A 24,187-nucleotide genomic window follows, 5' to 3' on the forward strand; every position below is an offset into this window, starting at 1 on the left:
ATCTTGCGTTCATCTTCCGCTCAGCGAGCCTTCATGGAAATCGCGGGTTGAGGTTCATCTCGCCTCTCCAGAATGGTGTTGCGCCGTCTTCGTGGCGCGGTGCCGGAGACGGCATCTGAACCAGTCCCCCTGAGAGGAAACCTGATGAACTATCGTATCGCCATCCCCCTGTTGACCCTGGCCGGTTTTGGCATCGCCATCGCCCTGCCGGCTGCGGCTCAGACCGCAGCGGCCGCACAGCCTGCCAGCGCCACCTGCGCAGCCGCCACCCCGAAGCAGATCGAAGCCTTGTTCGATCGCTGGAACGCCTCCCTGCGCACGGGTGATCCGGACCAGGTCGTGGCCAACTATGCTGCCGACGGCGTGCTGCTGCCGACCGTCTCCAACCAGCCGCGCACCAACCCGGCCGAGATTCGCGACTATTTCGTGAAGTTCCTCAAGAGCGGTCCGCAAGGCACGATCGACAGCCGCATCGTCAAGATCGGCTGCAACGTGGCCCAGGACGTCGGCACCTATACCTTCAAGTTCGCCGATGGCAAGAAGGTGCAGGCGCGCTACACCTATGTCTATGAGTGGCAGGACGGCAAGTGGCTCATCGCCCACCATCACTCCTCGGCCATGCCGGAGCAGGCGATTCGCTGAGGCGCATTGCCGGGTCAGCGGATCACGATAAATCGCTGCGCTGGTTCGTCCTGCTGTCATCGCCAAGACGAAAGGAGTGTGCATGCGCCGCAGGGCGGACCAGCGGGCCTCTTGCCCATCAGTCCAGCGTGGTCCCGCGAATGATCTTGATCAGCCTCAGTGCCGCCGGCGAAAGATAGGTATCGCGCCGGTAGCTCAATCCCATCCGGCGCAGCATGGTGGTTTCCTTCAATACCACTTCGCGCAGGTGATTGCGTCCGGCCAGCAGGTTCAGCTTGGAAGCAAAGCCCAGCAAATTGCTGCGCTCGATGAGCGGCATGATCATGTTCAGCACCGTCGGGGTGATCTGCACCGTCGGACGCGACAGGTGATGACGGTCGAAGACGTTGTCCAGCCACTGCCGGCTCAGTACCGATTGCGCCGGCAGCACCCATTGATACTCCAGCAGATGGCGCAGCCGGATCTTGCGGTCAAAGATGGGGTGATTGGGGCTGGCCATGACGACCATCTCGTCGCGCATGATTTCTTCGGTGTGAAACAGCTCGTCATCCTGGATCATCGGCCCCAGCACCACATCCAGTTCCCCCGCCTTCAGGCCCTCCAGCAGGGCATCGTTCATCGACACCTTCAGATCGATCGTGACCTTCTCCGCCTCGGCCAGCAACTGCTGGCAGATGCCCGGCAGGATGTGTTCGGCCAGGGTCGGGATGCAGCCCAGGCGGATGTTGCCTTCGCGCCCGTGCGCGTAGTCGCCGATCTCACGTGCGGTCTCGTCCATCATCAGGCTGATGCGGCGTGCGCGGTGCAGCAGGGCCTCGCCCACCGGTGTCAGGCGGATGCCGCGACCCACGCGTTCGAACAGCGGTGCGCCCAGTTGTTCTTCCAGGCGATCAATGCACTTGGTCAGCGCCGGCTGCGTCTTGAAGAGCCGCTCGGCCGCCCGTCCCACGTGCCCTTCCTCGGCGATGACGGCGAAATACTTGAGATCGCGGAAGTCCATGATTCATTCCTGAAAGTTATGGATAACAAAATAAAAGCAAATATACATTAAATATCCCCGCACGTAGACTGCCCTCCAAACAAGAACCCTCGCCCTTTGCGGCGACGACAACACGGAGACCAGCACGATGCAAGACCTGCCTTCCCGGCGCGCTTTCCTGCGGCACAGTACACGGCTCGCGCTCGGCCTCGGTGCCATCGCCCGGCTGCCGCTGGCGCGTGCGCAAACCGAGCCCTATGCGCACTCTGCCGGCACGCAACACGCCGCCAGCCGTCTGCCCGCCGATGCCTGTGATTGCCACATGCACATCTACGACCCGCGTTTCGCATGGGCATCGGGTGCCAAGCTGCTGCACGCTCCGGCCACCGTCCCCATGTATCGCCGCCTGCAGCAGCGGCTGGGCACGACGCGCAACGTGGTGGTGACACCTTCGGCCTATGGCGTGGACAACAGCTGCACCCTCGATGCGCTGGCGCAACTGGGTGCGACTGCCCGCGGCGTGGCGGTGGTCAATGACCAGGTCAGCGATGCCGAGCTGCAGCGCCTGCATCAGGCCGGCGTGCGCGGATTGCGCTTCAACCTGGCGCTGGGATCGGTCACCACCGTGGAGATGATGGAGCCTCTGGCGCGCCGCGTGGCAGCGCTGGGCTGGCATCTCCAGGTCAACATGCCCAATGACGTGCTGCTGGCCAATCGCGCGCTGCTGTCGGCGCTGCCGGTGCCGCTGGTCTTCGATCACTTTGCGCGCATCCCCCTGCAGGCCGGTCCGGGCCATCCGGTGTTTGACTTCGTGACGGGACTCATGCGCGAGCAGCGCGCCAGCGTCAAGCTTTCCGGTGCCTACCTCTACAGCAAGCGTGGTGCGCCCGATTACGAGGATGTCGCGCCGCTGGCCCGCACCCTGGTGCAGACCGCACCGTCGCAGGTCGTATGGGGCAGCGACTGGCCGCATCCGACCGAGCAGCACAAGCCCGATGATGCGCGCCTGCTCGATGTGATGACGACATGGCTGGGGGCCGACGCGATGCTGCGCACGGTATTGGTCGACAACCCCGCCCGCCTTTACCAATTCTGACGGAGAACACCATGTCGCAGGCTTCTACCCAACCCATGGCGCAACCCACCGCCGTAGCGGGCGCGACCGCCGCCGTCAGCGAAGAAGCCACCATGAAGAAGGTGATGCGCCGCCTCATCCCCTTCATCCTGCTGTGTTACGTGGTCAGCTATCTGGACCGCATCAACGTCGGCTTCGCCGCGCTGACCATGAACAAGGACCTGGGCCTGACGCCCTCGCAGTTCGGTCTGGGCGCGGGTCTGTTCTTCATCGGCTACTTCTTCTTCGAGATTCCCAGCAACCTGGCGCTGCATCGCTTCGGCGCGCGCATGTGGATTTCGCGCATCATGATTTCCTGGGGCGTGATCTCGATGGCCACCGCCTTCGTGGTCGGCCCCAAGAGCTTTGCACTGGCGCGCTTCCTGCTGGGCATGGCCGAGGCCGGCTTCACGCCGGGCATCTACCTGTATTTCACGCAGTGGTTCCCCGGTGCCTGGCGCGGCAAGGCCACGGCCTTTTTCCTGATCGGCATCCCGGTGGCCAACATCATCGGTTCGCCGCTGTCGGGTGCGCTCATGGAATTGCACGGCATGTGGGGCTTCAAGGGCTGGCAGGTGCTGTTGCTGCTGGAGGCACTGCCGGCCGTGCTGCTGGGTGTGCTGTGCCTGTTCCTGCTGCCGGATCGTCCGTCCAAGGCGGCCTGGCTCACGCCTTCTGAAAAGCAGTGGCTGGAAAACGAATTGTCCACCGAGCAGAACGTGCTGGCCGCCCGCCATGGCAACAAGCTCAAGGATGCCTTCACCAACTGGCGTGTCTTTGCGCTGGCTGGTACGAATTTCTGCGGCATCATCGGTTCGCTCAGCATCGGCCTGTGGCTGCCGCAGATCATCCGCGAGTTCGGACTGCCCTCGCATCAGGTCGGCCTGGTGGCGGCCATTCCCTACCTGGTCGGCGCGGTGGCCATGACGCTGTGGGCGCGCCTGGCCAATCGCAGTGCGCACCGCCTGTTCTTCGTGGCCGGGGCCATCGTGCTGGCGGCGCTGTCGCTGGCCATTTCGGCCTTCCTGCATACGCCGCTGCTGAAGATGCTGGCCATCACCATAGCGGTGGCGTCGATCCTGTCATTCCAGGCGACCTTCTGGGCCATTCCTTCGGGCTTCCTGACCGGCCGCGCGGCCGCCGGCGGCCTGGCGCTGATCGTCTCCATCGGCAATCTGGGCGGCTTCGTCGGCCCGTCGGTGATCGGCTTCATCCGCGAAAGCACCCAGGGCTTTACCTATCCGCTGATCTTCGTGGCCGGTGCCTTGCTGCTGGGTGCCGTCATCACGCTGGCACTGGGTGATCCGTCCCGTGCCCCTTCCACTTCCAAGGAAACAGCATGAGCTTCTTTGCCCCGCCTCCCACGGTCGAAGCCAGCGTCTTCACGCGCTTGCCCGATCATTTTCGTACCCCCCGCAAGAATGCCTGGGGCGATGCCAACCGGGGCGGCCTGCCCATCGATTCCTTCCTCGAAGGCCCGTCCTTCGACCGCCAGGGCCGGCTCTACGTCACCGACATTCCCTATGGCCGCATCTTCCGCATCAGCATGGACGGCCAATGGGAACTGGTCACCGAATACGACGGCTGGCCCAATGGCCTGAAGATCGACAAGAGCGGCCGCATCGTCATCACCGATTACAAGCGCGGCCTGGTGCAGCTCGATCCCGATACCGGCACCGTCACGCCGCTGCTGGAAACGGTCGGCTCGGAAGGCTTCAAGGGCGTCAATGATCTGGTGTTCGGTCCCAAGGGCGAGATCTATTTCACCGACCAGGGCCAGACCGGCCTGCAGGATGCCACCGGGCGCGTGTATCGCCTGGCACCTGATGGCCAGCTGACCTGCCTCATCAACACCATTCCCAGTCCCAACGGCATCGTCTATGACCCGGCCCTGAACCACCTGCTGGTGGCGGTCACGCGGGCACAGCAGATCTGGCGCATCCCGCTGCATCACAACGGCGTGGTCGGCAAGGTCGGCGTGTTCGCCAACCTGCACGGCGGCATGGCCGGTCCTGATGGCCTGGCGCTGGATGCCGAGAGCTGCCTCTACATCGCCCACACCGGCTTCGGTTCCATCTGGCGTCTGTCGAAGTTTGCCGAACCCTTGCTGCGCATCCGCTCCACGGCCGGCATCTCGACCACCAACCTGGCCTTTGGCGGAGTGGATGGCAAGAGCCTCTTCATCACCGAATCCCAGACCGGATCCATCCTGCGCGCCGACGTGCCGGTGGCCGGCCTGCCCATGTATTCCCACGCTTGAGCGTGGTCCCCTGACTGCATCTTCAATTCTTTCATCAAAGGATCCCCATGAGCACCCAACCTGATTTCATCCGCGACATCGAACGCGTCGACGCTGCCATCGTGGCGCAGGCCGCAGAATTCCCGGCCTCCATCCTGGCCGATGTGGCCGGCCGTCGCGGCACCCTGTGCAGCCGCGTGGCACCGCTGTCGCCCTCCATGCGCGTGGCCGGACCGGCCGTGACGGTGGAAGTGCGTCCCGGTGACAACCTGATGATCCACGCCGCCATGGCCATCGCCAAGCCGGGCGACGTGCTGGTCATCGATGGCAAGGGTGATGAGACCTGCGCGCTGATGGGCGAGATCATGGTGTCGCAATGCAAGGCCAGCGGCCTGGCCGGCATCATCATCTATGGCTCGGTGCGCGATACCGAAGCGATCCGTGCCATCGGCTTTCCGGTCTATGCCGTGGGCGCCAATCCGAACGGCCCGACCAAGAACATCGCCGGCCGCGTGAACTGGCCGGTCTCGGTGGGCGGCACCGCCGTGCAGCCGGGTGACCTGATCGTGGGCGACGCCGATGGCGTGGTGGTGGTCGAGCGTGAGAAAGCCGCATCGCTGCTGGCGGCTGCCGCCAAGAAGGTGGCCGATGAAACCAAGCGCCTCACCGAAATCCGTGGTGGCGGCCCGCTGCGCCCGGCCTGGCTGGAAGGCGCATTGCGCAAGGGCGGCGTGCTGGCCGAAGGAGAATCGCTGTGATCGCTTTCAAGAAGGAAGTGGTGATCGTCACCGGTGTCGACCTGGCACCGCAAGCGGTTGAGATCCTGCGCGACTTTCAGCTGGTCTATGCCGGTGCCAAGCCGACCGAGGAAGACATGGTCAGGCTGGTGCAGCAACATCTGCCGGTGGCCATCATCGTGCGCTATGGCGGCGTGAGCGCGCGCGTGATGGATGCGGCCCCTGGCCTGCGCGTGATTTCCAAGCACGGCACCGGCATCGATTCCATCGATACCGAAGCGGCCAAGGCGCGCGGCATTGCCGTCAAGGCAGCGGCCGGTGCCAATGCGCCGGCGGTGGCCGAGCATACCTGGGCGCTCATCATGGCCTGCGCCAAGAACGTGGTCGGACTGGACCAGCGCATGCGCGAAGGCCACTGGGACAAGTCCACCCACAAGAGCCTGGAGCTGCGCGGACGCACGCTGGGCCTGGTCGGCATCGGTGCCATCGCGCGTCGCGTGGCTGCTGTGGCGGTCGCGCTGGAGATGCCGGTGCTGGCCTATGACCCGTATGCGAAAGACGCTCCGCAAGGCGTGCGGCTGGTCGATCTCGATACGCTGTTTGCGCAATCCGACGTGGTCTCGCTGCACTGCCCGCTGACGGCCGACAACAAGCACATGATCAATGCGCAATCGCTGGCCCGCATGAAGGACGGCACCATCCTGGTCAACACGGCGCGTGGCGGACTGATCGATGAACCGGCACTGATCGCGGCACTGGCTTCGGGCAAGCTGCGCGCAGCCGGCCTGGACAGTTTCGAGAAGGAACCCTTCACCGCACCGCATCCGCTGCAGGACGTCAGCAACGCCATCCTGAGCCCGCATATCGGCGGCGTGACGGCCGATGCCTACATCGCCATGGGCACCGGGGCGGCCAGCAATGTCCTGGCGGTATTGAACGAACAGACCGTTACCGGCTGATTCATAATGACTGACGGGCCAGCCGCCGACACAGGCGGCACCCGACTTCCGAGAGAGAGACATGGAGACCATCCAAGACGACAAGCGGCTCGAACAAGAGACCGTGCGCAAGGTGACCTGGCGCTTGCTGCCCTTCCTGATGCTGTGCTACCTGTTTGCCTTCATCGACCGCGGCAACATCGGCATGGCGGCCTTGCAGATGAACCACGACATCGGGCTCTCGCCCAAGATGTTCGGCTTTGCCAGCAGCCTGTTCTTCATTGCGTATTTCATTTTCGAAGTGCCCAGCAACCTGGCACTGCAGAAGTTCGGCGCACGCAAATGGCTGGCCCGCATCATGGTCACCTGGGGCCTGATCTCGGCCTGTACTGCCTTCGTGCAGGGGCCGGTTTCGCTGTATTTCGTGCGCTTCATCCTGGGCGCTGCGGAGGCCGGATTCTTCCCTGGGGTGGTGCTGTACCTGACCTATTGGGTGCCATCGGCATATCGCGCCCGCATCGTGGCGCTGTTCATGGTGGCGATCCCGGCGGCCAGCTTCGTGGCCTCGCCGGTCTCGGCGCTGCTGCTGCAGATGGATGGCATCGGCGGATTGCGCGGCTGGCACTGGCTGTTCCTGCTGGAAGGGTTGCCGACCGTGTTGCTGGGCGTGGTCTGCCTGTTCTTCCTGACGGATCGTCCGGACCAGGCGCGCTGGCTCAATGATGCGCAGCGCCAGTGGCTGGTTGCCACCATGAACAAGGAAGCGGCCAGCCGTACCGCCAAGCAGCACATTCCCTTGTGGAAGCTGTTCAGCCAGCCGCATGTGTGGGGCATGGCCCTGGTGTGTGCCTGCGCTTCGGCGGCCGGTTCGGTGTTGAACGTGTGGCAGCCGCAGTTGCTCAAGTCCTTCGGGCTGACGGTGATGCAGACCGGCCTGGTCAATTCGATTCCCTACCTGGTGGCCTCGGTGCTGATGGTGTGGTGGGGCCGTCATTCCGACCGGACCGGTGAACGCCGCTGGCATACCGCCATTCCGCTGATCCTCATCGGTGGCGGCCTTGCGCTGGCATCGCTGGCCAATACGCTGGCCCCGGTGGTGCTGCTGCTGACCATGGTGTTGATTGGCGCATATTCGTTCAAGGGACCGTTCTGGGCCATGGCCTCGACCTGGCTGGCCACGGGTTCGGCCGCGGCCGGACTGGCGGGGATCAATGCCGTCTCCAACCTGATCGGCGGTGGCCTGATGGTCAACGCCTACGGCTGGATCAAGGATGCGACCGGCAGCTACGCCATGGCCTTGTTGCCGCTGGTGGGCTTGTCGGTGGTGAGCGTGGCCATCCTGCTGGTGCTGTCGCGCAAGTCGCGCGTGGCCGCTACCGGTGGTTTGAAGGAAGCCGTGCGCTGAGCACAAGCGTGATGACAAAAGAGCCGCCTTGCTTGCGCAGGCGGCTCTTTTGCATTGCGTGTCGCGGTTTCAGGAAAAACCGAACAGGCTTGCCGGATTGCTCACCAGGATCTGATGGCGCAGCGCCGGATCAGGGGCCCAGGCGGCCAGCAGGTCGAACAGCACGGCGTCATCCGGTTTGATCTTTTCAGTGGGATGCGGCCAGTCGCTGCCCCACAGCGTGCGCTGCGGTGCCGCCTGCAGATAGGCGCGCGCCAGCAGGCTGGTATCGGGATAATCGGGCGGCCCCTGCAACGTATCGGCATAGGGCTCGGAGAGCTTGATCCAGGTATTGCCCTTGGCCAGCAGGCGCAGGATGGCTTGTGCGCCGGGATGATCCAGTCCTTGCGGCTGCGGGATGCGGCCCAGATGGTCGATCACCACCGGGGTGGGCAGGCCGGCCAGCACGGTTTCATGCTCGGCGATCTGCGCGCCCGACATCAGCACCTGCACATGCCAGCCCAGCGGCGCAATGCGCTTTGCCGTGCGCAGCAAGCGGTCCACGGTAGTGATGCCCCAGCTTTGCGGCGAGAGGAAGTTGACCCGCACGCCGCGTACTCCCAACTGATCCATCTCCTTCAATTGCGCCAGTTCCACGTCATCGTCGATGACCACGATGCCGCGTGCCTGCGCGCCGAACTGGGTGAGTGCATCGAGCAGGCAGCGGTTGTCGCTGCCATAGGTGGAGGGCTGGACCACCACGTTGCGGGCGATGCCGAGCTTGGCCATCAGGCGCCGGTAGTCGGCCACGGTGGCGCCGTCGGGGCGGCCGCCGCGCCAGTGCGGCGAGACCGGGAAGCGCGCGTCATAGATGTGGTGATGGCTGTCGCAGGCCAGCGCTGGCGCCTTGAGCCGGGGCGGCTGGTCGCCGGCTGAGTTGGGAATGAACTGGGCGATGGCCGAGCGCGCTGCAGTACAGGCGAGCAGGCTGCCGGCCAGGAATTGTCTTCTGTTGACCATGGGTCTCCTTGCATTGTTGTTGTCGGGACGGCCGGGGCGCATCAGATCAGAGGGCACCAGCGTCTGCCATGGAGTCTAGTGATGGGGTGGGATGCAGACTATTTCCTTTTTTTTCTGCATTCATAACTGCGGGGAATGGATTGCAATTCAGGCCGAGATGCCTGTTGACGACGCCTCGAACGATTGACTGCTTGCGTTAGTGACATTCTGCAACGAAGTGATCAGCCGGCGATGCCGGCCGTTCATTGGCCAGCGCTGTCCTCCAGCATCGAGCGCAACTGCAAGCGGCGCTTCTGCAATTCCGTGATTTGCTTGTCGATGGCCAGCAGCCTTGTCCGTTGTACGCCTTTGGTTTCCGGGCAGGCCAGTGCGCCATCGACGATCAGCATGCATTCGGGAAAACCCTTGATCTCGGCCAGATTGAATCCTGCGTCGAGAAAGCGGCGGAGCTGTTTCACCTGGGTGACCGCCAGTGTTGAAAACATCCGGTAGCCATTGTCCGATCTGGTGGAAGCCAGCAGGCCCTGTTCGTCATAGTGCCGAATGGCTCGAATGCTGGCTCCGGTGCTGTTGGCCAGCTCGCCAATCGAAAGCTGGCTGTGGCGCTGTTTGGTCTTCATCGCCTTGACTCCAAAAAATGGCTTGACCCTCACATTGATGTCAGGGTTGAGACTGCAAGTCTAAACCACTTGCTCAATGAGGAGTTCCCCATGCTTGTCCAGCAGTCTTGCCGATTCATTTTCTTGCTGATCCTGTCCCTGCCCTTTGCCGGTCCGGGTTGGGCGCACTCCGGCTTGAAAGAATATTCTGCCGTAGCCCCTGATGGCGTCGTCCTGACCATTCAGGAGGCGGGCAATCCCGACGGGCCGCCCGTGCTGTTCATCCACGGTCTGCTGGGCAGCCACCTGAACTGGGAAGCACAGTTCGCCGATGGCGCACTGGCGAAGTACCGTCTGATTTCTTACGATCTGCGCGGACACGGTAAATCGGACAAGCCAGCAACCGAGAATGCATACCGGGATGGACGCATCTGGGCCGCAGATCTGGCAGCGGTGATTCAGGCGGCCCATGCAAAGGGGGCGGTCCTGGTCGGATGGTCGCTGGGAGGCGTGGTCATCTCGAATTATCTGGCTGCCTACGGCGATGCAAGCATTCGCGGTGCCGTCTACGTCGACGGTGTGGTGGAGCTGAACGCCGAGCAGATCACCTCACATCCGCAGGTGTACAAGGACATGATCTCGCCGGACCTGAAGACACATCTGGACGGCGAGCGTGCCTTCCTCGCACTGTGCTTCAACAGGAAGCCCGATGAGGCCACGTTCTCCCGGCTGCTGGCCAATGCCGCCATGGCGTCATGGCCGATGCAGAAGGCAGTGCAGTCCATGAGCGTGTTTGCTGAGCAGGGCCTCAGCCGTGCCAGGATTCCGCTGCTGTTCCTCTACGGCGGCAAAGATGCGCTGGTCAGGACAGAACCGGCGATTGCCCGGGCGCGTCAGCTCAATCCCGCGATTGAAAGCATTGTCTATCCTGATTCCGGACACGCACCATTCATCGAGGAACCGATCCGCTTCAATGCGGACCTGGCTGCCTTCCTGAACAAGCATGCTGATCGCTAACGGGATATCGCGGATGATGCTTCCACGGCTGGCTGGCTCGCGAAAAGCTGCAGCAATATGAAAGAAAATTCTCGCCAAGCGAGAACTTCCGGAATCGGAAAGGACTCTACAGCAGCACTGTTCGGTGCTGCGCTGCTGGCGTCAGTACCCGGCAGTTTCCGTGTCTACCTGAGATTCCGCGCGCCATGCAACCACAAGAAAACTCATCGCCAGAATCCCGCTCACCCCAAACTCCAACCCCGGAAATCCCGTCCCCGGAAAATTCTCCATCCCCGGCCGCTGCCGTGCGCAACCCATGGGGCAGTCTGGTGCTGTTCCTCTCGGGGCTGCTGTTCTGGGGGCCAGTGGGGTTGGCGGTCTTGACGATATCCACGGCCAGGTTCGGTGCTTCCGGGATGGGCCCGATGGCCGGCGTCTACCTGATCGGGGCACTGTTCAACTTCGTCCTGTACGCTGCATTTGCCGGCGGCTGTCTGTTGGCGATCTACGCCTGCATCCAGAAGCCCTGGCAGAACAAGCCGGTGTCGATCCTGTTCGTTCTGCAGCTGATCACCTTGGCGGGATTCATCGTCCTGGGTGTGCTGTCCAGCCAGTAGGCCATTGCGCCCTCGCAGAACATAGTCGGGCGTGGAGAGGCGGCGGGCAAGATGAGCTGCACACCAGGCTGGTGCCCCGCAGCCGGATCGGGCGTTATCATGCTCGCTTCCGTCACTCCCGCCTTTGCCAAGGAAGCCCATGCAGCAAGACACGAGCCAGCCCCGTCTCCCCGCCGTCGACGTCTCCACCGCCACGCCGGCCCAAAAGGAAGTCCTGGACGATATCCTGAAGGGCCCGCGCGGCAACCTCGCCGGCCCCTTCCTGTCCTGGATCCACAGTCCCGAACTGGCCCAGCATGCGCAGAAGCTGGGCGCATTCTGCCGCTATCACACGCAGCTGCCCTTGTCCCTGTCGGAACTGGCCATCCTGTGCACCGCCGCCAGGTGGCAAGCCCAGGCCGAATGGCAGATCCACTATCCGATCGGGATCGAAGCGGGACTGGACGCGGCCAACGTCGAACGGATCCGTCGCGGCGAGCGCCCTGACTTCGCTGCGCGTGATGAACAGATGATCTGGGAACTGGTGGAGGAACTCTACGAGACCAAACGCATTTCCGACCCCTTGTACCGGGAAGCCGAACAGCGTTTCGGCATCGAGGTGCTGGTCAATCTCGTGGGTTTGTTGGGTTACTACTCCCTGGTGGCGATGACCCTGAATGTCTTCCATGTGCGCCACGGCGATGGCGCGCTGCCCTTTGCGGAACAGACCGGTCAAGCTGCGCGTTGAGCGGAGGGCGACCCTGGCGGAAATTCAAACATTCCGCCCCCATGTTTGAATCAGGGGATATCCAGCACGATCCGGCCGCGCGCTGCCTTGCCTGACTCCAGCAAGGCATGCGCGCGGGCAGCTTCGGCCAGCGGGAAGCACTGGCCGACCGTCGGCACCCATACGCGTTCCTCTGCCAGCTTCGCCACCGCGCGCAGGCACTCCGGGGCATCATCAATCATCGCGCGGACCACGCGCACCTTGAATTCCTCGCCGCGCTCCCGGATCGCTGATGCGACCAGCCAGACCAGCTGGCCGCCCGGCTTGAGCACCGGATAGGAGCGGTCGTGGGTGTTGCCGCCCACCAAGTCGAACACGACGTCGAATCCCCGCAGGGCCGAGAAGTCTTCCTTGTCATAGGCGATGACCCCGGCCGCGCCCAGTGCCAGGACATCATCCCGGTTGGCGCTGCTGCAGGTCGCCCAGACCTCGGCCCCCAGATGCAGCGCCAGCTGGATCATCAGACTCCCCACTGCACCCGACCCGGCGTGCACCAGTACCTTCATCCCGCTGCGCACCTGCGCCGTCTTGACGATGGGGATCCAGGCACTGGCACCGGGCTGCAACAAGGCGGCTGCCTGCCTGGTCGAGAGCGTGGACGGCTGCCTGACCACGCGCGCGGCCGGCACAACGATGCTGTCGGCGTAGCTGCCCTGGCCGAACATGTCGGCCATCACGCACACGGGCTCACCGACAGGGAGACCCTCTGCCCGCGATTCGACGATCACGCCCGCACCGTCGCGGCCCGGTACCTTGGGCAGCGTCAACGCCAGCTGAGCTTGCAGCAGGCCCGCGCGCAGCTTGGCATCCAGCGGAGCCACGCCCGCTGCCCGCAGGCTGACGCGGACCTGGCCGGGTTCCAGCGGGAACTGCGCAATGGCTTCCAGGGCCATGACATCGGGCGGGCCATACTGGTGATAGCGGATGGCTTGCGTATTCATCGTGTGTCTTTCATGGAGTGCTTGTGAAGATGCCGCATTCCTCCTCGCAGGAGGCCATGCACGGATACTAGAGAGTCGACTCACGGTCGTGCAAATCGGTCCTGCAGATTCAGCCGATCAGCCTTGCTGATGCAAGGCCAGCCTGGCCGAAGTCATTACAGCGCTGTAATGACTCGGCAATCTTTCTGTCTCCACCCGCTCCTTAGTATTCATTCCCGGAAACCACGCGTCTGGGCCAGCCGATGCAGGCCCGCACAGCGAAAGGCCTTTGACGCGTCGCTGTACGACGGTGCATAATCGCCCCCGCTTCTTGCCAGACTGGCTGGTCGCCATCTCTCATTTCCACCATGCGTGCACTGATTCTCCTGCTTGCCTTCCTGTTGCCGATGCAGCTCTCCTGGGCGGCAGTGGCATCGTATTGCCAGGCGGAAAAGGAGAGTACGTCCGCGCACCTGGGACATCACGACCACCCCGCCGCCGAGACGCACGCGCAGGCGAAATCCTTGGACTCCAAGGACTCCAAGGAATCCAAAGCAGGGGAGCTCGACCTGGATTGTTCCCTCTGCCACTTCTGCGCCATGAAGTCGGTACAGGCCGGCAGCAGGCTCCTCATCGCGCCGCTGGCCACGCGTGTATCCGCCCATTTCAAGCACGGTTCCCATCCTGCCTCCCACATCGCCGACGGGCCCGACAAGCCCAACTGGCTGCTCGCCGCCTGAGTCGGCGAGGACAATCCACACCCATCATCTGCTCTCGCCGAATTCCCCTTTTCATCACCGGAGAATTCGATGTTTCGTCACAGCTTCACGCTGGGGCTGGCGCTGCTTGCGGCCGGTTCCAGCCATGCGCAATCACCCGCGCAATCCAACCCGCAATCCATTCTGCCCGCCACGGCATCCGCCCTGGACCGGGAAGCTGGCCCGCTCTCGCTGCAAACCGCGATCAGCCTGGCCTTTGACCACAACAAGACGCTGGCCGCCGCCCGCAAAGAGATTGAGGCCGTCGAGGCCACGATCCTGCAAGCGGGTGCCCGGCCCAATCCGGAATTCTCGGCACTGATCGAGGATGTCCGCAAATCCAGCCGCACCACCACCTACCAGATCAATCAAGCCATCGAACTCGGCGGCAAGCGCGGTGCCCGCATCGACGCCGCGCAGCGCGCCCGCGACATGGCCGTGCTGGAATACGCCGCCAAACGCAGCGAACTGCGCGCCGCCGTGGTGGCCGCGTATGTCGACGTGATGGTCGCCACCGAGCGGCAGCGTCTTGCCAGCGAACTGCTCGGATTGGCGAAGACCGCGGCCGAGATGACGGGTCGGCGCGTTACGGCAGGCAAGATTTCTCCCGTCGAACAGACCAAGGCGCAGGTGGCGCAGTCCGGCGCGCAACTGGAACTCAGTCAAGCCAACAGCGAGCTGCTCCTCGCACGAAGAACCCTCGCGATGCTGTGGGGTGGTGGCAATGACCGCGTTCAGTTGAGTGAAGGCGGCGTCGAGTCCCTGCCGCCTTTGCCGGCGATTGCACAGCTGACCGAACAGGTCGCCAATGGCCCGGCCGTGAGCCTGGCCCGGCTTGAAGTCGAGCGCCGCCGTGCACTGGCCCGGATCGAGACCAGCAAGCGCACTCCCGATGTGAGCCTGACCCTGGGCAACAAGCGCGATGAATCCAGTGCCCGCAACATGTGGGTGGTGGGTTTCTCCGTGCCCATCCCGGTCTTCGACAGCAACCAGGGCAATGAGCTGGAAGCCTTGAAGCGCGTCGATATCGCACGCGATACCTTGGCGGTGGCCGAGGTGCAAATGCAGGGCGAGGCCGCACAGGGCTTCGAGCGCCTGCGCAATGCCAGGGAAGAGGCCACGGCCTTGCGCAACGACATCGTCCCGGCCGCGCAATCGGCCTACCAGGCCGCCCGTACCGGATTTGAAGCAGGCAAGTTCGCTTATCTGGACGTCCTTGACGCCCAGCGCACCTATTTCCAGGCCAAGGCGCAGTACTGGAAAGCCCTGTCCACCGCCTTCCAGGCCGCCGCCGATCTTGATCGCCTGGCCGGCGTCGAGACCCTTCCAGCAGAGTGAGAACAACCATGACAAAGAAGCAGACATTCACCATCGCGGCGATCATCGCCATTGCAGCGCTCGTGTCGGGAATCATCCTGATGAAGGGCAACTCCGCTCAGGGTAGCAACGCCAAGCCGGACGCCCACCAGGAAGATGGCGAGCATCGTGAAGAGGGCGGACACAAGGACAAGAGTGCGCATGATGAGCACAAGGACGACGAGCACAAGGACGATGAGCACAAGGAAGAAGGAAAGATCGCCCTGAGCAAGGAGCAGATTGCCGCCGCCGGCATCCGGGTCGACACGGCCGGTCCCCTGCAGATCAGGTCCACCGTGCAGCTGCCGGGCGAGATCCGTTTCAATGAAGATCGCACAGCGCACGTAGTCCCGCAGGTCGCCGGCATCGTCGAATCGGTCTCGGCCAATCTGGGCCAGAAGGTCAAGAAAGGCCAGGTACTGGCCGTCATCAGCAGCAGTGCCGTCTCCGAGCAGCGCTCCGACCTGCTCAATGCAGAACAGCGCCTGTCGCTGGCCCGCAGCGCGTATCAGCGCGAGAAGCACCTGTGGGAACAGAAGATTTCGGCCGAACAGGATTATCTGCAAGCGCAAGCCGCGCTGCGCGAGGCCGAGGTGGCGGTGCGCAATGCGCAACAGAAGCTGCGTGCCATCGGAGCCACGGGCACATCGTCCGGCAACCTCAACCGCTATGAAATCCGCGCGCCCTTCGACGGCATCGTGGTCGAGAAGCACCTCGGCCTGGGCGAGGCCGTGCGCGAGGATGCCAATGCCTTCCTGATCTCCGATCTCTCCAGTGTCTGGGCCGAGATCATCGTCTCGCCCAAGGACATGCAGGCGGTCCGGGTCGGTGAGAAGGTGGTGGTGCGTGCCACCGCCTTCGATGCCAGTGCCGAAGGCAAGATCTCCTACGTCGGCTCCCTGATCGGCGAACAGAGCCGTACGGCCAAGGCCCATGTGGTGTTGCCCAATACCGGTGACCTCTGGCGTCCGGGCCTGTTCGTCAATGTCGAGGTGATCGCCGGCGAGACACAGGTCCCGGTGGCCGTTGCAGCCGATGCCATCCAGACGGTCGAGGGCAAGAACGTGGTGTTCGTCCGTGATGCGGATGGCTTCGTGGTCAGGGAAGTACGCCTGGGACGTTCCGATGGCAAGTCCGTCGAGATTATCTCGGGCCTCGATGCCGGTACCGGCTATGCCGCCACCGGCAGCTTCGCCATCAAGGCTGAACTGGGCAAGGGTTCTGCCGAGCACAGCCACTGACCAGCGACTTCAGGAAAGACGACAATCATGTTTGAACGCATCATTCGCTTTGCCATCGAGCATCGATGGCTGGTCCTGCTGGCGGTGCTCGGCATGGGCGCGTACGGGATCTACAGCTACCAGAAGCTGCCCATCGACGCCGTCCCCGACATTACCAACGTGCAGGTGCAGATCAATACCGCCGCGCCCGGCTATTCACCGCTGGAGACCGAACAGCGCATCAGTTATCCGATCGAGACCGTCATGTCGGGACTGCCGCATCTGGAACAGGTGCGCTCGCTCTCGCGCTATGGCCTGTCGCAGGTGACGGTGATTTTCAAGGACGGCACCGACATCTACTTTGCGCGGCAACTGGTCAATGAACGCATCCAGCAGGCCAGAAGCCAGCTGCCCCCCGGCATCGATCCCGGCATGGGGCCGATCTCCACCGGCCTGGGCGAGATCTACCTGTGGACGGTAGAGGCCAGGGAGGATGCGCGCAAGGCCGATGGCACGCCCTATAGCGCCACCGACCTGCGCGAGATCCAGGACTGGGTCATCAAGCCGCAACTGCGCCTGGTGCCGGGCGTCACCGAGATCAACACCATCGGCGGTTTCGCCCGGGAGTATCTGGTGGCACCCTCACCGGAGAAACTGGCCTCCTACGGCATGACCATGGACACGGTCGTCAAGGCGCTGGAGAAGAACAACAACAACGTCGGTGCCGGCTACATCGAGCGGCGCGGCGAGCAATACCTGATCCGTGCACCGGGGCAGGTGGGTTCCACGGAAGACATCGGCAACATCGTCCTGGCCAACGTGAAGGGCGTGCCGATCCGCGTGCGCGATGTGGCCGAGGTGGGGATTGGTCAGGAACTGCGCACCGGTGCCGCCACCGAGAATGGCCGCGAAGTGGTCCTGGGCACCGTGTTCATGCTGATTGGCGAGAACAGCCGCAAGGTCTCGCAGGCGGTGGACAAGAAGATGCGCGAGATCAATCGCACCCTGCCTCAGGGCGTGGAGGCAGTGACCGTGTATGACCGCACCGTACTGGTCGACAAGGCCATCGCCACCGTCAAGAAGAACCTGGTCGAAGGAGCCTTGCTGGTAGTGGCGGTGTTGTTCGTCTTCCTCGGCAACATCCGCGCGGCCATCATCACGGCCACCGTGATTCCGCTGGCCATGCTGTTCACCTTCACCGGGATGGTCTCCAACAAGGTGAGTGCCAACCTGCTCAGTCTGGGTGCGCTGGACTTCGGCATCATCATCGATGGCGCGGTGGTGATCGTGGAAAACTGCGTGCGCAGGCTGGCCCATGCGCAGCAGCATCATGGCCGCACGCTCACCCGCAGCGAGCGCTTCCATGAGGTCTTCGCTGCGGCCAAGGAGGCGCGCCGCCCGCTGCTGTTCGGCCAGCTGATCATCATGATCGTGTATCTGCCGATGTTTGCGCTCACCGGCGTCGAGGGCAAGATGTTCACGCCGATGGCCTTTACCGTCGTGGCGGCGCTGGTCGGCGCGATGATCCTGTCGGTCACCTTCATTCCCGCCGCCATCGCCCTCTTCATCGGCGAGCGCGTCGCGGAAAAGGAGAACGTCATGATGGCCTGGGCCAAGCGCCTGTATGAGCCGATGCTCAAGCGCATCATAGACAACAAGGCCGTGGTGCTGACCTTTGCCGGGGCCCTGATCGTGGTGTGCGGTGCAGTCGCTACGCGCCTGGGGACGGAGTTTGTACCAAGTTTGAACGAAGGTGACATGGCGGTACAGGCGCTGCGCATTCCCGGTACCAGCCTGAGCCAGTCGCTCGAGATGCAAAAGCAGATCGAGCGCACGCTGAAGCAGACATTCCCCGAGATAGAACGCGTGTTCGCCCGCACCGGCACGGCCGAAGTGGCCTCCGATCCGATGCCGCCGAACATCTCGGATGGCTACATCATGCTCAAGCCGCAGGACCAGTGGCCCCAGCCGAGAAAGACACACGAAGAGTTGCTGGCCGCGATCCAGTCCGAAGTGGAAAAGATCCCGGGCAACAGCTACGAGTTCTCGCAACCCATCCAGCTGCGCTTCAACGAGCTGATCTCGGGCGTGCGCAGTGATGTTGCGGTGAAGGTCTTTGGTGATGACATGAAGGTGCTCAACGAGACCGCGACCAGGATATCGGCAGTACTGGAGAAGATCCCCGGTGCCACCGAAGTCAAGATCGAACAGACCACCGGCCTGCCGATGCTGACGGTGGACATCGACCGCCAGAAGACGGCGCGCTATGGACTCAATGTCTCGGACATCCAGGACACCATCGCCACCGCCATCGGCGGCAAGGAAGCCGGGACGCTGTTCCAGGGCGACCGTCGCTTTGCCATCGTGGTGCGCCTGCCTGATCAGGCCCGCACCGATCTGGAGGCGATCCGTCGCCTGCCGGTGGCCTTGCCGCCGCAGGAGGGCGCGCAGCGTACCAGTTACGTTCCGCTGGGTGAGGTCGCCACGCTCAACATCGCGCCGGGTCCCAACCAGATCAGCCGCGAAGATGGCAAGCGCCGCATCGTAGTCAGTGCCAACGTGCGCGGACGGGACCTGGGTGGTTTCGTGGCTGATGCCGAGCGCCAGTTGCAGTCCGAGGTCAGGATTCCGACCGGTTACTGGACCACCTGGGGCGGCCAGTTCGAGAACCTGCAATCGGCCACGCAGCGTCTGCAGATCGTCATTCCCGTGGCCTTGCTGATGGTGTTCGTGCTGTTGTTTGCCATGTTTGGCAACGTCAAGGATGGCTTGCTGGTGTTTACCGGCATTCCGTTTGCGCTGACCGGCGGCATTCTCGCGCTGGCCTTGCGCGACATCCCGATGTCGATCTCGGCGGCGGTGGGCTTCATTGCGCTGTCCGGGGTGGCGGTGCTCAACGGGCTGGTGATGATCTCTTTCATCCGCAGTCTGCGCGAGGAGGGGCGAGCGCTGGATGTGGCCATTCACGAGGGGGCCATGACCCGCTTGCGTCCGGTGCTGATGACGGCGCTGGTGGCTTCGCTGGGCTTCGTGCCGATGGCGCTGGCGACCGGGACCGGTGCCGAAGTGCAGCGTCCGCTGGCTACCGTGGTCATCGGCGGCATCCTGTCCTCGACGGCGCTGACCTTGCTGGTGCTGCCGCTGCTGTACCGGCTGGCGCATGCGGGGGATGAAGAGGGCGTGGTGCGCCGGTCTGGATTTTGGCGGAAGAGGAGGGGGGCAGCATGAGGGCGTCAACTCTTCATCAGTAGGAGACGCACTGACGTGAAGGAGGGCCTGCCAGGGGCTCTCCTGTTTTTATCAGGGACTTTGTCCGCTGATGTGACGAAGTCAGATTTTCCGTTGAAACTGGTTTACTCTGTGCGCTGTTTCGTTGTTGCCGGATCACGATGGATGTTCAGGGCACTTTTTCTGCAGGTGGGGTGTCGGTGCATGATCGGGAACGCATCGTCAAAGTGATTTTCAAGAGGAAATGAATGAACAGAGTATTGCAGTCCATCCACGATAACCTGCCGCAATGGATGGCCGACTGGTTCGACGTGCTCGTGCCGGCGACGGAGGTGGTCCTGATCTTCCTGCTGGCGCTGGCCATCATGCGGGTGGCCCGAAGCGTGATGGCCAGGATCGCGCGGACTTATGGACTGCCGGCCACGGCCGTCATGCTCACGCAGCGGGTACTGGGATTTTTCATCTATGGCGGTGCCATGCTGTGGGCGCTGGAGCGCATGGGCGTGTCCGGAGCGGTGCTGTGGTCTGCGTTCACCGGGTTTGCCGCTGTGGGTGCGGTGGCGTTCTTTGCGGTGTGGAGCGTGTTGTCCAATCTGTTTTGCGCCATCCTGATCTTCACCACCAGCCCGTTCCGCGTGGGGGATCTGATCGAGGTGCTGGAGGGCGGCGACAAGCCCGGCGTCAAGGGGCGCGTGCTGGATATCAATCTGGTCTATACCACCTTGCTGGAGGAAGGGCCGGAGCAGGAAGCGAAGACGATTTTGCAGCTGCCCAACAGCATGTTCTTTCAGCGGATTGTGCGGAGGTGGAATGATGAGGGTGGGGTTGTACTTTAGGCGTGACTGCTGGCAAGCATGCAGGAATGATGCATGCATCTCCGTATATCAAAGCTCCGTTGCTGATGGCGCATAGCCTCCTTCCAACATTGGAAGGCCTTGGCGCCATCGGCGTTCCCGGCGCAATACGCACCATTGAGGTATCGTTCAGGGCCAAGGAGAAAATTGGAAATGGACCTGATTAAAATCCTGGAATACAAGCATTGGTCGGACCGCCGCATTCTTGATGCGGTTGCGCAACTCACGCAAGAGAAACAACAGCCCGCGTTCGATTTCGCGCGGCAACAGTTGAACCACATGGTGCGTGTTGAGGAATTGTTCCAAGCCAGATTGCGTGGCGTGGCCGATCCGCATGACTCCACCAATACCGAGCACCTGCCTGAACTGGCTGAGCTGGAGGCCAGGCTGATGGCGGCGAACCAGTGGTTGCTGACCTATGCGAAGAGTCTTAGTGCCAGCCAGTTGAAGGAAGATATTTCTTTCACGTTCGTGGATGGGAAGCGCGGAAGACTCAGCCGCGAAGAAGTCATCTTTCACCTCATCAATCACGGCACTTACCATCGCGGGGCGATTGGCCATGCGCTTGATCTGGCCGCGGGGACACGTCCTGCCGATACTTACAACGTGTTCATTCATGCTGCAGAACCCGAGAGAAGGAACTAGCGCTCATCAAAACGCAGTCGTGTTTTGATGCATGGCTGATCTGCTTCGCGCTCCTCTCTTTTCGATAGTGCGGGGTGACCAAGGTGTTCTACTTCATCCCCGGTTCCAGGCGATGCCGGGAGAAAAAGTCGACAACCAGCCGACTGGCGTCCGGCCCCGCTGCATTGTAGGAGAGGGTGGTGTCCCCTCCGCTCCAGGCGTGCCCCAGTCCCTCGATCAGCACGGATCGGATGATGAGCTTGCGGCCACGAAGATAGTCGCGGGTTGCAACTATCCTGCGCCGAGGGTGTTTTTTGGAGGTGCGCCCGTAGGGTGTTTCCCGTGGAGGCTGCTCGGTCAAGCTCTGCGTGTGATTGAGTAAAAGAAATTGTTCCAGTAGCTGGCGCTGATTGACGGGCCGAACGATCTTGTCGTCAGTCCCGCCGATGAGGATCGCAGGGAGTGCGCCCGTTCGGGGAAAGCGCGAGAGCGCCCGTTTGGCGGCGGCTGAAGCGCGCAGCGATCCGTGCTGCATCACCGAGTACGCGCTGGCAGCGTTGCTGCAGACACCGGAAACCGGGGCGGCGTGCAGCGCGACAGCAGCGATGAGTTCGGGGTGCGTCAATGCCAGGAGATGTGCCAGCGCTGCGCCGGCCGAGATCCCGCAGACGTAGATGCGTTGCGGGTCGATGGGATGTGTTTTCAGGATCTCCTGGATCAGGGAGGCCACCACTGCGACGTCACCTTCTCCCTTCTGGGCGTCCGGTGCGTACCATCGCCAGCATCGGTGAGGATGGGCGCGCAGGGATTGCTCCGGATACAGGACGGCAAAGCCGTGCTTTGCTGCGTGCGTATTCATCCTGGTCCCTTGCGCAAAGTCGGCAGCGTTTTGCTGGCAGCCGTGGAGCATCACGATCAAGGGCAGCTCTGAAGGAGTGGGCTTGGGCAGGCAGAGGCGATACTGCAGTGAATGGGTGGTGGCGGGGACGTGATGGACTGCGGAGGTGACGGTGACTTCGGATGTGGATGCGCTGGCTCCACGGGGAGCGGTCTTGGGCTTGCGTATGGATGAGGTTTTGCTGCGGGGTGAAGTGGGCGAAAGAAAATCGAGAAATTGTTTGCGCTGTACTTTCCCGGCTTTTTTCATGGCCGATAGCCACAGGCGGCTTAGTTTTTTCATCGGGGTGATGAGCACGCGGTAATAAAAAACCAAGTATATTGATGAGCTTACAAACCACTGACGTAACTATTGCTTAACAGAACTGTCGGGGTGTTCGCAGTGGAGACTCGGAAGCGGACTCGTGAATGACCTTCCATATGTGGGAAATTGAGCTGTGGCTGGCCATGGGGGCCTAGTAGACAATTTGTTGAAGGGTTTCGGTTTCGCCCTGGAGGAGGGGGAAGTGAGATTGCCTTTGAAAGCCTTCTGGAAGTCACCTTGGGCCAATCAAAGCTTAATCGTACATGAATTTGCGTCGCGAATGCCAATACCTGTCAAACCATAGAGGTGCTTACGGAAAACGGCATAAGACTTTGGTGTTGAATTGCATTTAAATCTGACCCACTTTCTCAGGAAATTTGCATCCTAAGTTGACCCATGTTTAGACCACAATCCTGCTCATGACAGCGAGCGGGAGAACGGAGTGATAAACGTGGCCCTACTTGGAATTATTCGACGCTGGTACATTAGAGACCATATCTCAATCCGGGAAATCGCCCGCCGCCTGGACATCTCCCGCAATACGGTTCGCCGTTATATCCGGTCGGACGCGATCGAACCAGCATACCCAGCAAGGCATTCACCGAGCTCTCTTGATGAGTTTGCTCCCAGGCTCTCCGCTTGGCTGAGCGCTGAGTCCGTTAAATCTCGAAAGCAACGAAGAACCCTGAAACAGATGTTCCTGGATCTAAAAGAACTGGGATATGAAGGGTCGTATGACCGTGTGGCCGCCTTTGGTAGGCGGTGGAAGGTGGGTCAAATGGAGAGGGTCAAATCTGCGAGCAAATCAACATCCTCATCACATCCTTCGGATGCGCACCCTCGTCGAAAGCCTGATGAATTGACTGCAGAATTGCTTGGTCGAGTTTCTTGGGTCGCCAGACGCGTGCAACCCCAAACCGTCGGCACATGCAATTGAGGTAAGAGGCGCTTACGCCAAGTGCTGTAGCTGCTGATGTGAGTGAGCTATGTTCTAACAGAGCAGTACGAATCTGCTCTTCGGACGGCTCCACAGGTTCTGGTGCTCGGACTTCAGGCCTAGTGACTCGGAGGCTACATGCGCAGCTTTCAGCAAACCATTTGAACAGTACGCACCACACCGGATGTAGTGCACGGTCTTCCCGAAGCAGCGACCGGAGTGCGTTCTCAACGTATTTAGGGCTAGTGCATAGGATGTCTAGGCGGACATCGCTGAACGAGCAACTGTAGAAACCTACGAACGCATGCAGAAGTTCGGCCAGGTTGAGCCGCCCATTCGCGCCAATCCATCTGCTCAAAGTCAGGGCTTTAACTATTGCACGCCGGTTGAACGGCGATTGCTCAGCCTGGATTTGAAGGCATTGACGCATCAAAACCGAATACTCAAATTCTCTCAGGCGTTGATATGCACTCGCTGGGTCTCGGCACACTTGGTCAAAGAGCAGCGCCTGTTCTGCAGTCGAGCGTAATTCGACGCCATGGATTGGACACATAGAGACGAACGGTAGGCCGTTATGCAGCTCGATGTGTGCAAATCCGCGTGTTGCCATATGCTCATCGCAGCATTCAGGGCACTGACGATAAATCCTCTCGCTGACCGTAAAGAGAGCAGGGAGGAAGCTAGGACGCACCGGCCCCACAGGCCTGCCAACAAGCCTGGCTCGCAGAACGTCATACCTGGCTGAAGATATGCCGCAGCGAAATGCATTCTCTTCAGTATGTTCAGATACCAGCGCGTCGAGGGACTTATACAAATACCCCAGATTGTTGTGATAAGTGTTCAACCCACTAGGCATGCCATCCAACCCAGGAAGCTTCTCCAGGATAAGAATGGACTTCTGGCGTAATGAATTGGTCTTGGCCAGCGTTCGTACATGGCAAGCATGGTCATGCAGAACCTGCCCCTTAACAAGGGGCGCTGCGTAAATAATGTCCTCGTCTGGTGTCATCGCGCACTCCTCACAAATTTGCGTATGTCCCAATGCACCGGACTTCCTC

At 62.0% G+C, this 24,187-nt stretch carries 22 protein-coding genes and 1 pseudogene; 17 read left to right on the forward strand and 6 right to left on the reverse strand.

Annotated elements, in window-relative coordinates; genetic code table 11:
* Positions 1–144: 144 nt before the first annotated feature.
* Positions 145–642 carry an SgcJ/EcaC family oxidoreductase gene (locus JOD78_RS23215; protein WP_209569405.1) on the forward strand — a complete coding sequence of 166 codons (498 nt, stop codon included), beginning with the start codon at positions 145–147 and terminating at the stop codon, positions 640–642.
* Between the two features lie 118 nt (positions 643–760).
* Here the strand turns inward: JOD78_RS23215 and JOD78_RS23220 are convergent, their stop codons facing one another.
* The gene (locus tag JOD78_RS23220) at positions 761–1,642 is read right to left on the reverse strand and encodes a LysR family transcriptional regulator (protein ID WP_121040882.1); all 882 of its coding nucleotides are present in this window, start codon (positions 1,640–1,642) and stop codon (positions 761–763) included.
* 127 nt (positions 1,643–1,769) lie between these two features.
* On the opposite strand from JOD78_RS23220, the gene JOD78_RS23225 reads away from it, so the two are divergent.
* From JOD78_RS23225 to JOD78_RS23250, 6 genes are all read left to right on the forward strand, one after another.
* A complete protein-coding gene (locus JOD78_RS23225; RefSeq protein ID WP_209569402.1) occupies positions 1,770–2,717 on the forward strand; it encodes an amidohydrolase family protein in 948 nt (315 codons plus the stop codon).
* 35 nt (positions 2,718–2,752) lie between these two features.
* Positions 2,753–4,078 (forward strand): MFS transporter, encoded by a 1,326-nt coding sequence (locus JOD78_RS23230; RefSeq protein WP_209569620.1) that lies wholly within the window; start codon positions 2,753–2,755, stop codon positions 4,076–4,078.
* On the forward strand, positions 4,075–4,995 hold the full coding sequence (locus JOD78_RS23235; protein ID WP_134223758.1) for an SMP-30/gluconolactonase/LRE family protein: 921 nt from the start codon (positions 4,075–4,077) through the stop codon (positions 4,993–4,995). The genes JOD78_RS23230 and JOD78_RS23235 overlap by 4 nt, the downstream gene beginning before the upstream one ends.
* A 47-nt stretch (positions 4,996–5,042) precedes the next feature.
* A complete protein-coding gene (locus JOD78_RS23240; protein WP_121040874.1) occupies positions 5,043–5,732 on the forward strand; it encodes an RraA family protein in 690 nt (229 codons plus the stop codon).
* Entirely contained in the window at positions 5,729–6,670 is a 942-nt protein-coding gene (locus JOD78_RS23245; protein ID WP_204726898.1) for a hydroxyacid dehydrogenase, read from the forward strand. Before JOD78_RS23240 ends, JOD78_RS23245 begins: the two co-directional genes overlap by 4 nt.
* 61 nt (positions 6,671–6,731) lie before the next feature.
* Complete coding sequence (locus tag JOD78_RS23250) at positions 6,732–8,054, forward strand: MFS transporter (protein ID WP_121040870.1); 1,323 nt, start codon at positions 6,732–6,734, stop codon at positions 8,052–8,054.
* Positions 8,055–8,123: 69 nt separating this feature from the next.
* On the opposite strand, the gene JOD78_RS23255 is transcribed toward JOD78_RS23250, so the two are convergent.
* Together JOD78_RS23255 and JOD78_RS23260 are read right to left on the reverse strand one after the other, a co-directional pair.
* Complete coding sequence (locus JOD78_RS23255) at positions 8,124–9,053, reverse strand: amidohydrolase family protein (protein WP_209569400.1); 930 nt, start codon at positions 9,051–9,053, stop codon at positions 8,124–8,126.
* A gap of 242 nt (positions 9,054–9,295) precedes the next feature.
* Positions 9,296–9,673, reverse strand: coding sequence for a MerR family transcriptional regulator (locus JOD78_RS23260; RefSeq protein ID WP_134134354.1), 378 nt, complete (start codon positions 9,671–9,673; stop codon positions 9,296–9,298).
* 90 nt (positions 9,674–9,763) lie between these two features.
* On the opposite strand from JOD78_RS23260, the gene JOD78_RS23265 reads away from it, so the two are divergent.
* The 3 genes from JOD78_RS23265 to JOD78_RS23275 all read left to right on the forward strand — a co-directional run bounded on the left by JOD78_RS23265 (position 9,764) and on the right by JOD78_RS23275 (position 11,992).
* A complete protein-coding gene (locus JOD78_RS23265; RefSeq protein WP_209569399.1) occupies positions 9,764–10,669 on the forward strand; it encodes an alpha/beta hydrolase in 906 nt (301 codons plus the stop codon).
* A gap of 284 nt (positions 10,670–10,953) precedes the next feature.
* Positions 10,954–11,265: a hypothetical protein gene (locus JOD78_RS23270; RefSeq protein WP_209569397.1), complete on the forward strand. Its 312-nt coding sequence runs from the start codon at positions 10,954–10,956 to the stop codon at positions 11,263–11,265.
* Positions 11,266–11,404: 139 nt separating this feature from the next.
* Positions 11,405–11,992, forward strand: coding sequence for a carboxymuconolactone decarboxylase family protein (locus JOD78_RS23275; RefSeq protein WP_209533893.1), 588 nt, complete (start codon positions 11,405–11,407; stop codon positions 11,990–11,992).
* Positions 11,993–12,042: 50 nt separating this feature from the next.
* On the opposite strand, the gene JOD78_RS23280 is transcribed toward JOD78_RS23275, so the two are convergent.
* On the reverse strand, positions 12,043–12,972 hold the full coding sequence (locus tag JOD78_RS23280; protein WP_209569396.1) for an NADP-dependent oxidoreductase: 930 nt from the start codon (positions 12,970–12,972) through the stop codon (positions 12,043–12,045).
* 347 nt (positions 12,973–13,319) lie between these two features.
* On the opposite strand from JOD78_RS23280, the gene JOD78_RS23285 reads away from it, so the two are divergent.
* From JOD78_RS23285 to JOD78_RS23310, 6 genes are all read left to right on the forward strand, one after another.
* Positions 13,320–13,691, forward strand: a complete 372-nt coding sequence (locus tag JOD78_RS23285) for a cobalt transporter (protein WP_209569395.1) — start codon at positions 13,320–13,322, stop codon at positions 13,689–13,691.
* A gap of 69 nt (positions 13,692–13,760) precedes the next feature.
* A complete protein-coding gene (locus tag JOD78_RS23290; RefSeq protein ID WP_209569394.1) occupies positions 13,761–15,047 on the forward strand; it encodes a TolC family protein in 1,287 nt (428 codons plus the stop codon).
* An 8-nt stretch (positions 15,048–15,055) separates the two neighbouring features.
* Positions 15,056–16,306 (forward strand): efflux RND transporter periplasmic adaptor subunit, encoded by a 1,251-nt coding sequence (locus tag JOD78_RS23295; protein WP_209569393.1) that lies wholly within the window; start codon positions 15,056–15,058, stop codon positions 16,304–16,306.
* A gap of 27 nt (positions 16,307–16,333) precedes the next feature.
* On the forward strand, positions 16,334–19,513 hold the full coding sequence (locus tag JOD78_RS23300) for a CusA/CzcA family heavy metal efflux RND transporter (RefSeq protein WP_209569392.1): 3,180 nt from the start codon (positions 16,334–16,336) through the stop codon (positions 19,511–19,513).
* 248 nt (positions 19,514–19,761) lie between these two features.
* Entirely contained in the window at positions 19,762–20,349 is a 588-nt protein-coding gene (locus JOD78_RS23305; RefSeq protein ID WP_209569391.1) for a mechanosensitive ion channel family protein, read from the forward strand.
* Between the two features lie 171 nt (positions 20,350–20,520).
* Complete coding sequence (locus JOD78_RS23310) at positions 20,521–21,012, forward strand: DinB family protein (RefSeq protein ID WP_209569390.1); 492 nt, start codon at positions 20,521–20,523, stop codon at positions 21,010–21,012.
* Positions 21,013–21,100: 88 nt separating this feature from the next.
* Here JOD78_RS23310 and JOD78_RS23315 read toward each other — a convergent pair whose 3' ends face one another.
* The gene (locus JOD78_RS23315; protein ID WP_209569389.1) at positions 21,101–22,204 is read right to left on the reverse strand and encodes a PHB depolymerase family esterase; all 1,104 of its coding nucleotides are present in this window, start codon (positions 22,202–22,204) and stop codon (positions 21,101–21,103) included.
* A gap of 430 nt (positions 22,205–22,634) precedes the next feature.
* On the opposite strand from JOD78_RS23315, the pseudogene JOD78_RS23320 reads away from it, so the two are divergent.
* Positions 22,635–22,958 (forward strand): annotated as a pseudogene (locus JOD78_RS23320) (helix-turn-helix domain-containing protein); the annotation flags it as partial.
* Between the two features lie 22 nt (positions 22,959–22,980).
* Here the strand turns inward: JOD78_RS23320 and JOD78_RS28100 are convergent.
* Entirely contained in the window at positions 22,981–24,138 is a 1,158-nt protein-coding gene (locus JOD78_RS28100) for a hypothetical protein (RefSeq protein WP_209570024.1), read from the reverse strand.
* Positions 24,139–24,187 lie beyond the last annotated feature (49 nt).

This window comes from Herbaspirillum sp. 1130, assembly GCF_017833835.1.
Classification (GTDB): domain Bacteria; phylum Pseudomonadota; class Gammaproteobacteria; order Burkholderiales; family Burkholderiaceae_D; genus Herbaspirillum; species Herbaspirillum huttiense.

Coding starts and splice junctions, on each gene's coding strand:
- JOD78_RS23295 (WP_209569393.1), top strand. CDS start 15,056: ATGACAAAGAAGCAGACATTCACCATCGCGGCGATCATCGCCATTGCA.
- JOD78_RS23240 (WP_121040874.1), top strand. CDS start 5,043: ATGAGCACCCAACCTGATTTCATCCGCGACATCGAACGCGTCGACGCT.
- JOD78_RS23265 (WP_209569399.1), top strand. CDS start 9,764: ATGCTTGTCCAGCAGTCTTGCCGATTCATTTTCTTGCTGATCCTGTCC.
- JOD78_RS23215 (WP_209569405.1), top strand. CDS start 145: ATGAACTATCGTATCGCCATCCCCCTGTTGACCCTGGCCGGTTTTGGC.
- JOD78_RS23225 (WP_209569402.1), top strand. CDS start 1,770: ATGCAAGACCTGCCTTCCCGGCGCGCTTTCCTGCGGCACAGTACACGG.
- JOD78_RS23300 (WP_209569392.1), top strand. CDS start 16,334: ATGTTTGAACGCATCATTCGCTTTGCCATCGAGCATCGATGGCTGGTC.
- JOD78_RS23255 (WP_209569400.1), bottom strand. CDS start 9,053: ATGGTCAACAGAAGACAATTCCTGGCCGGCAGCCTGCTCGCCTGTACT.
- JOD78_RS23310 (WP_209569390.1), top strand. CDS start 20,521: ATGGACCTGATTAAAATCCTGGAATACAAGCATTGGTCGGACCGCCGC.
- JOD78_RS23230 (WP_209569620.1), top strand. CDS start 2,753: ATGGCGCAACCCACCGCCGTAGCGGGCGCGACCGCCGCCGTCAGCGAA.
- JOD78_RS23260 (WP_134134354.1), bottom strand. CDS start 9,673: ATGAAGACCAAACAGCGCCACAGCCAGCTTTCGATTGGCGAGCTGGCC.
- JOD78_RS23285 (WP_209569395.1), top strand. CDS start 13,320: ATGCGTGCACTGATTCTCCTGCTTGCCTTCCTGTTGCCGATGCAGCTC.
- JOD78_RS23290 (WP_209569394.1), top strand. CDS start 13,761: ATGTTTCGTCACAGCTTCACGCTGGGGCTGGCGCTGCTTGCGGCCGGT.
- JOD78_RS23220 (WP_121040882.1), bottom strand. CDS start 1,642: ATGGACTTCCGCGATCTCAAGTATTTCGCCGTCATCGCCGAGGAAGGG.
- JOD78_RS28100 (WP_209570024.1), bottom strand. CDS start 24,138: ATGACACCAGACGAGGACATTATTTACGCAGCGCCCCTTGTTAAGGGG.
- JOD78_RS23275 (WP_209533893.1), top strand. CDS start 11,405: ATGCAGCAAGACACGAGCCAGCCCCGTCTCCCCGCCGTCGACGTCTCC.
- JOD78_RS23235 (WP_134223758.1), top strand. CDS start 4,075: ATGAGCTTCTTTGCCCCGCCTCCCACGGTCGAAGCCAGCGTCTTCACG.
- JOD78_RS23305 (WP_209569391.1), top strand. CDS start 19,762: ATGAACAGAGTATTGCAGTCCATCCACGATAACCTGCCGCAATGGATG.
- JOD78_RS23280 (WP_209569396.1), bottom strand. CDS start 12,972: ATGAATACGCAAGCCATCCGCTATCACCAGTATGGCCCGCCCGATGTC.
- JOD78_RS23250 (WP_121040870.1), top strand. CDS start 6,732: ATGGAGACCATCCAAGACGACAAGCGGCTCGAACAAGAGACCGTGCGC.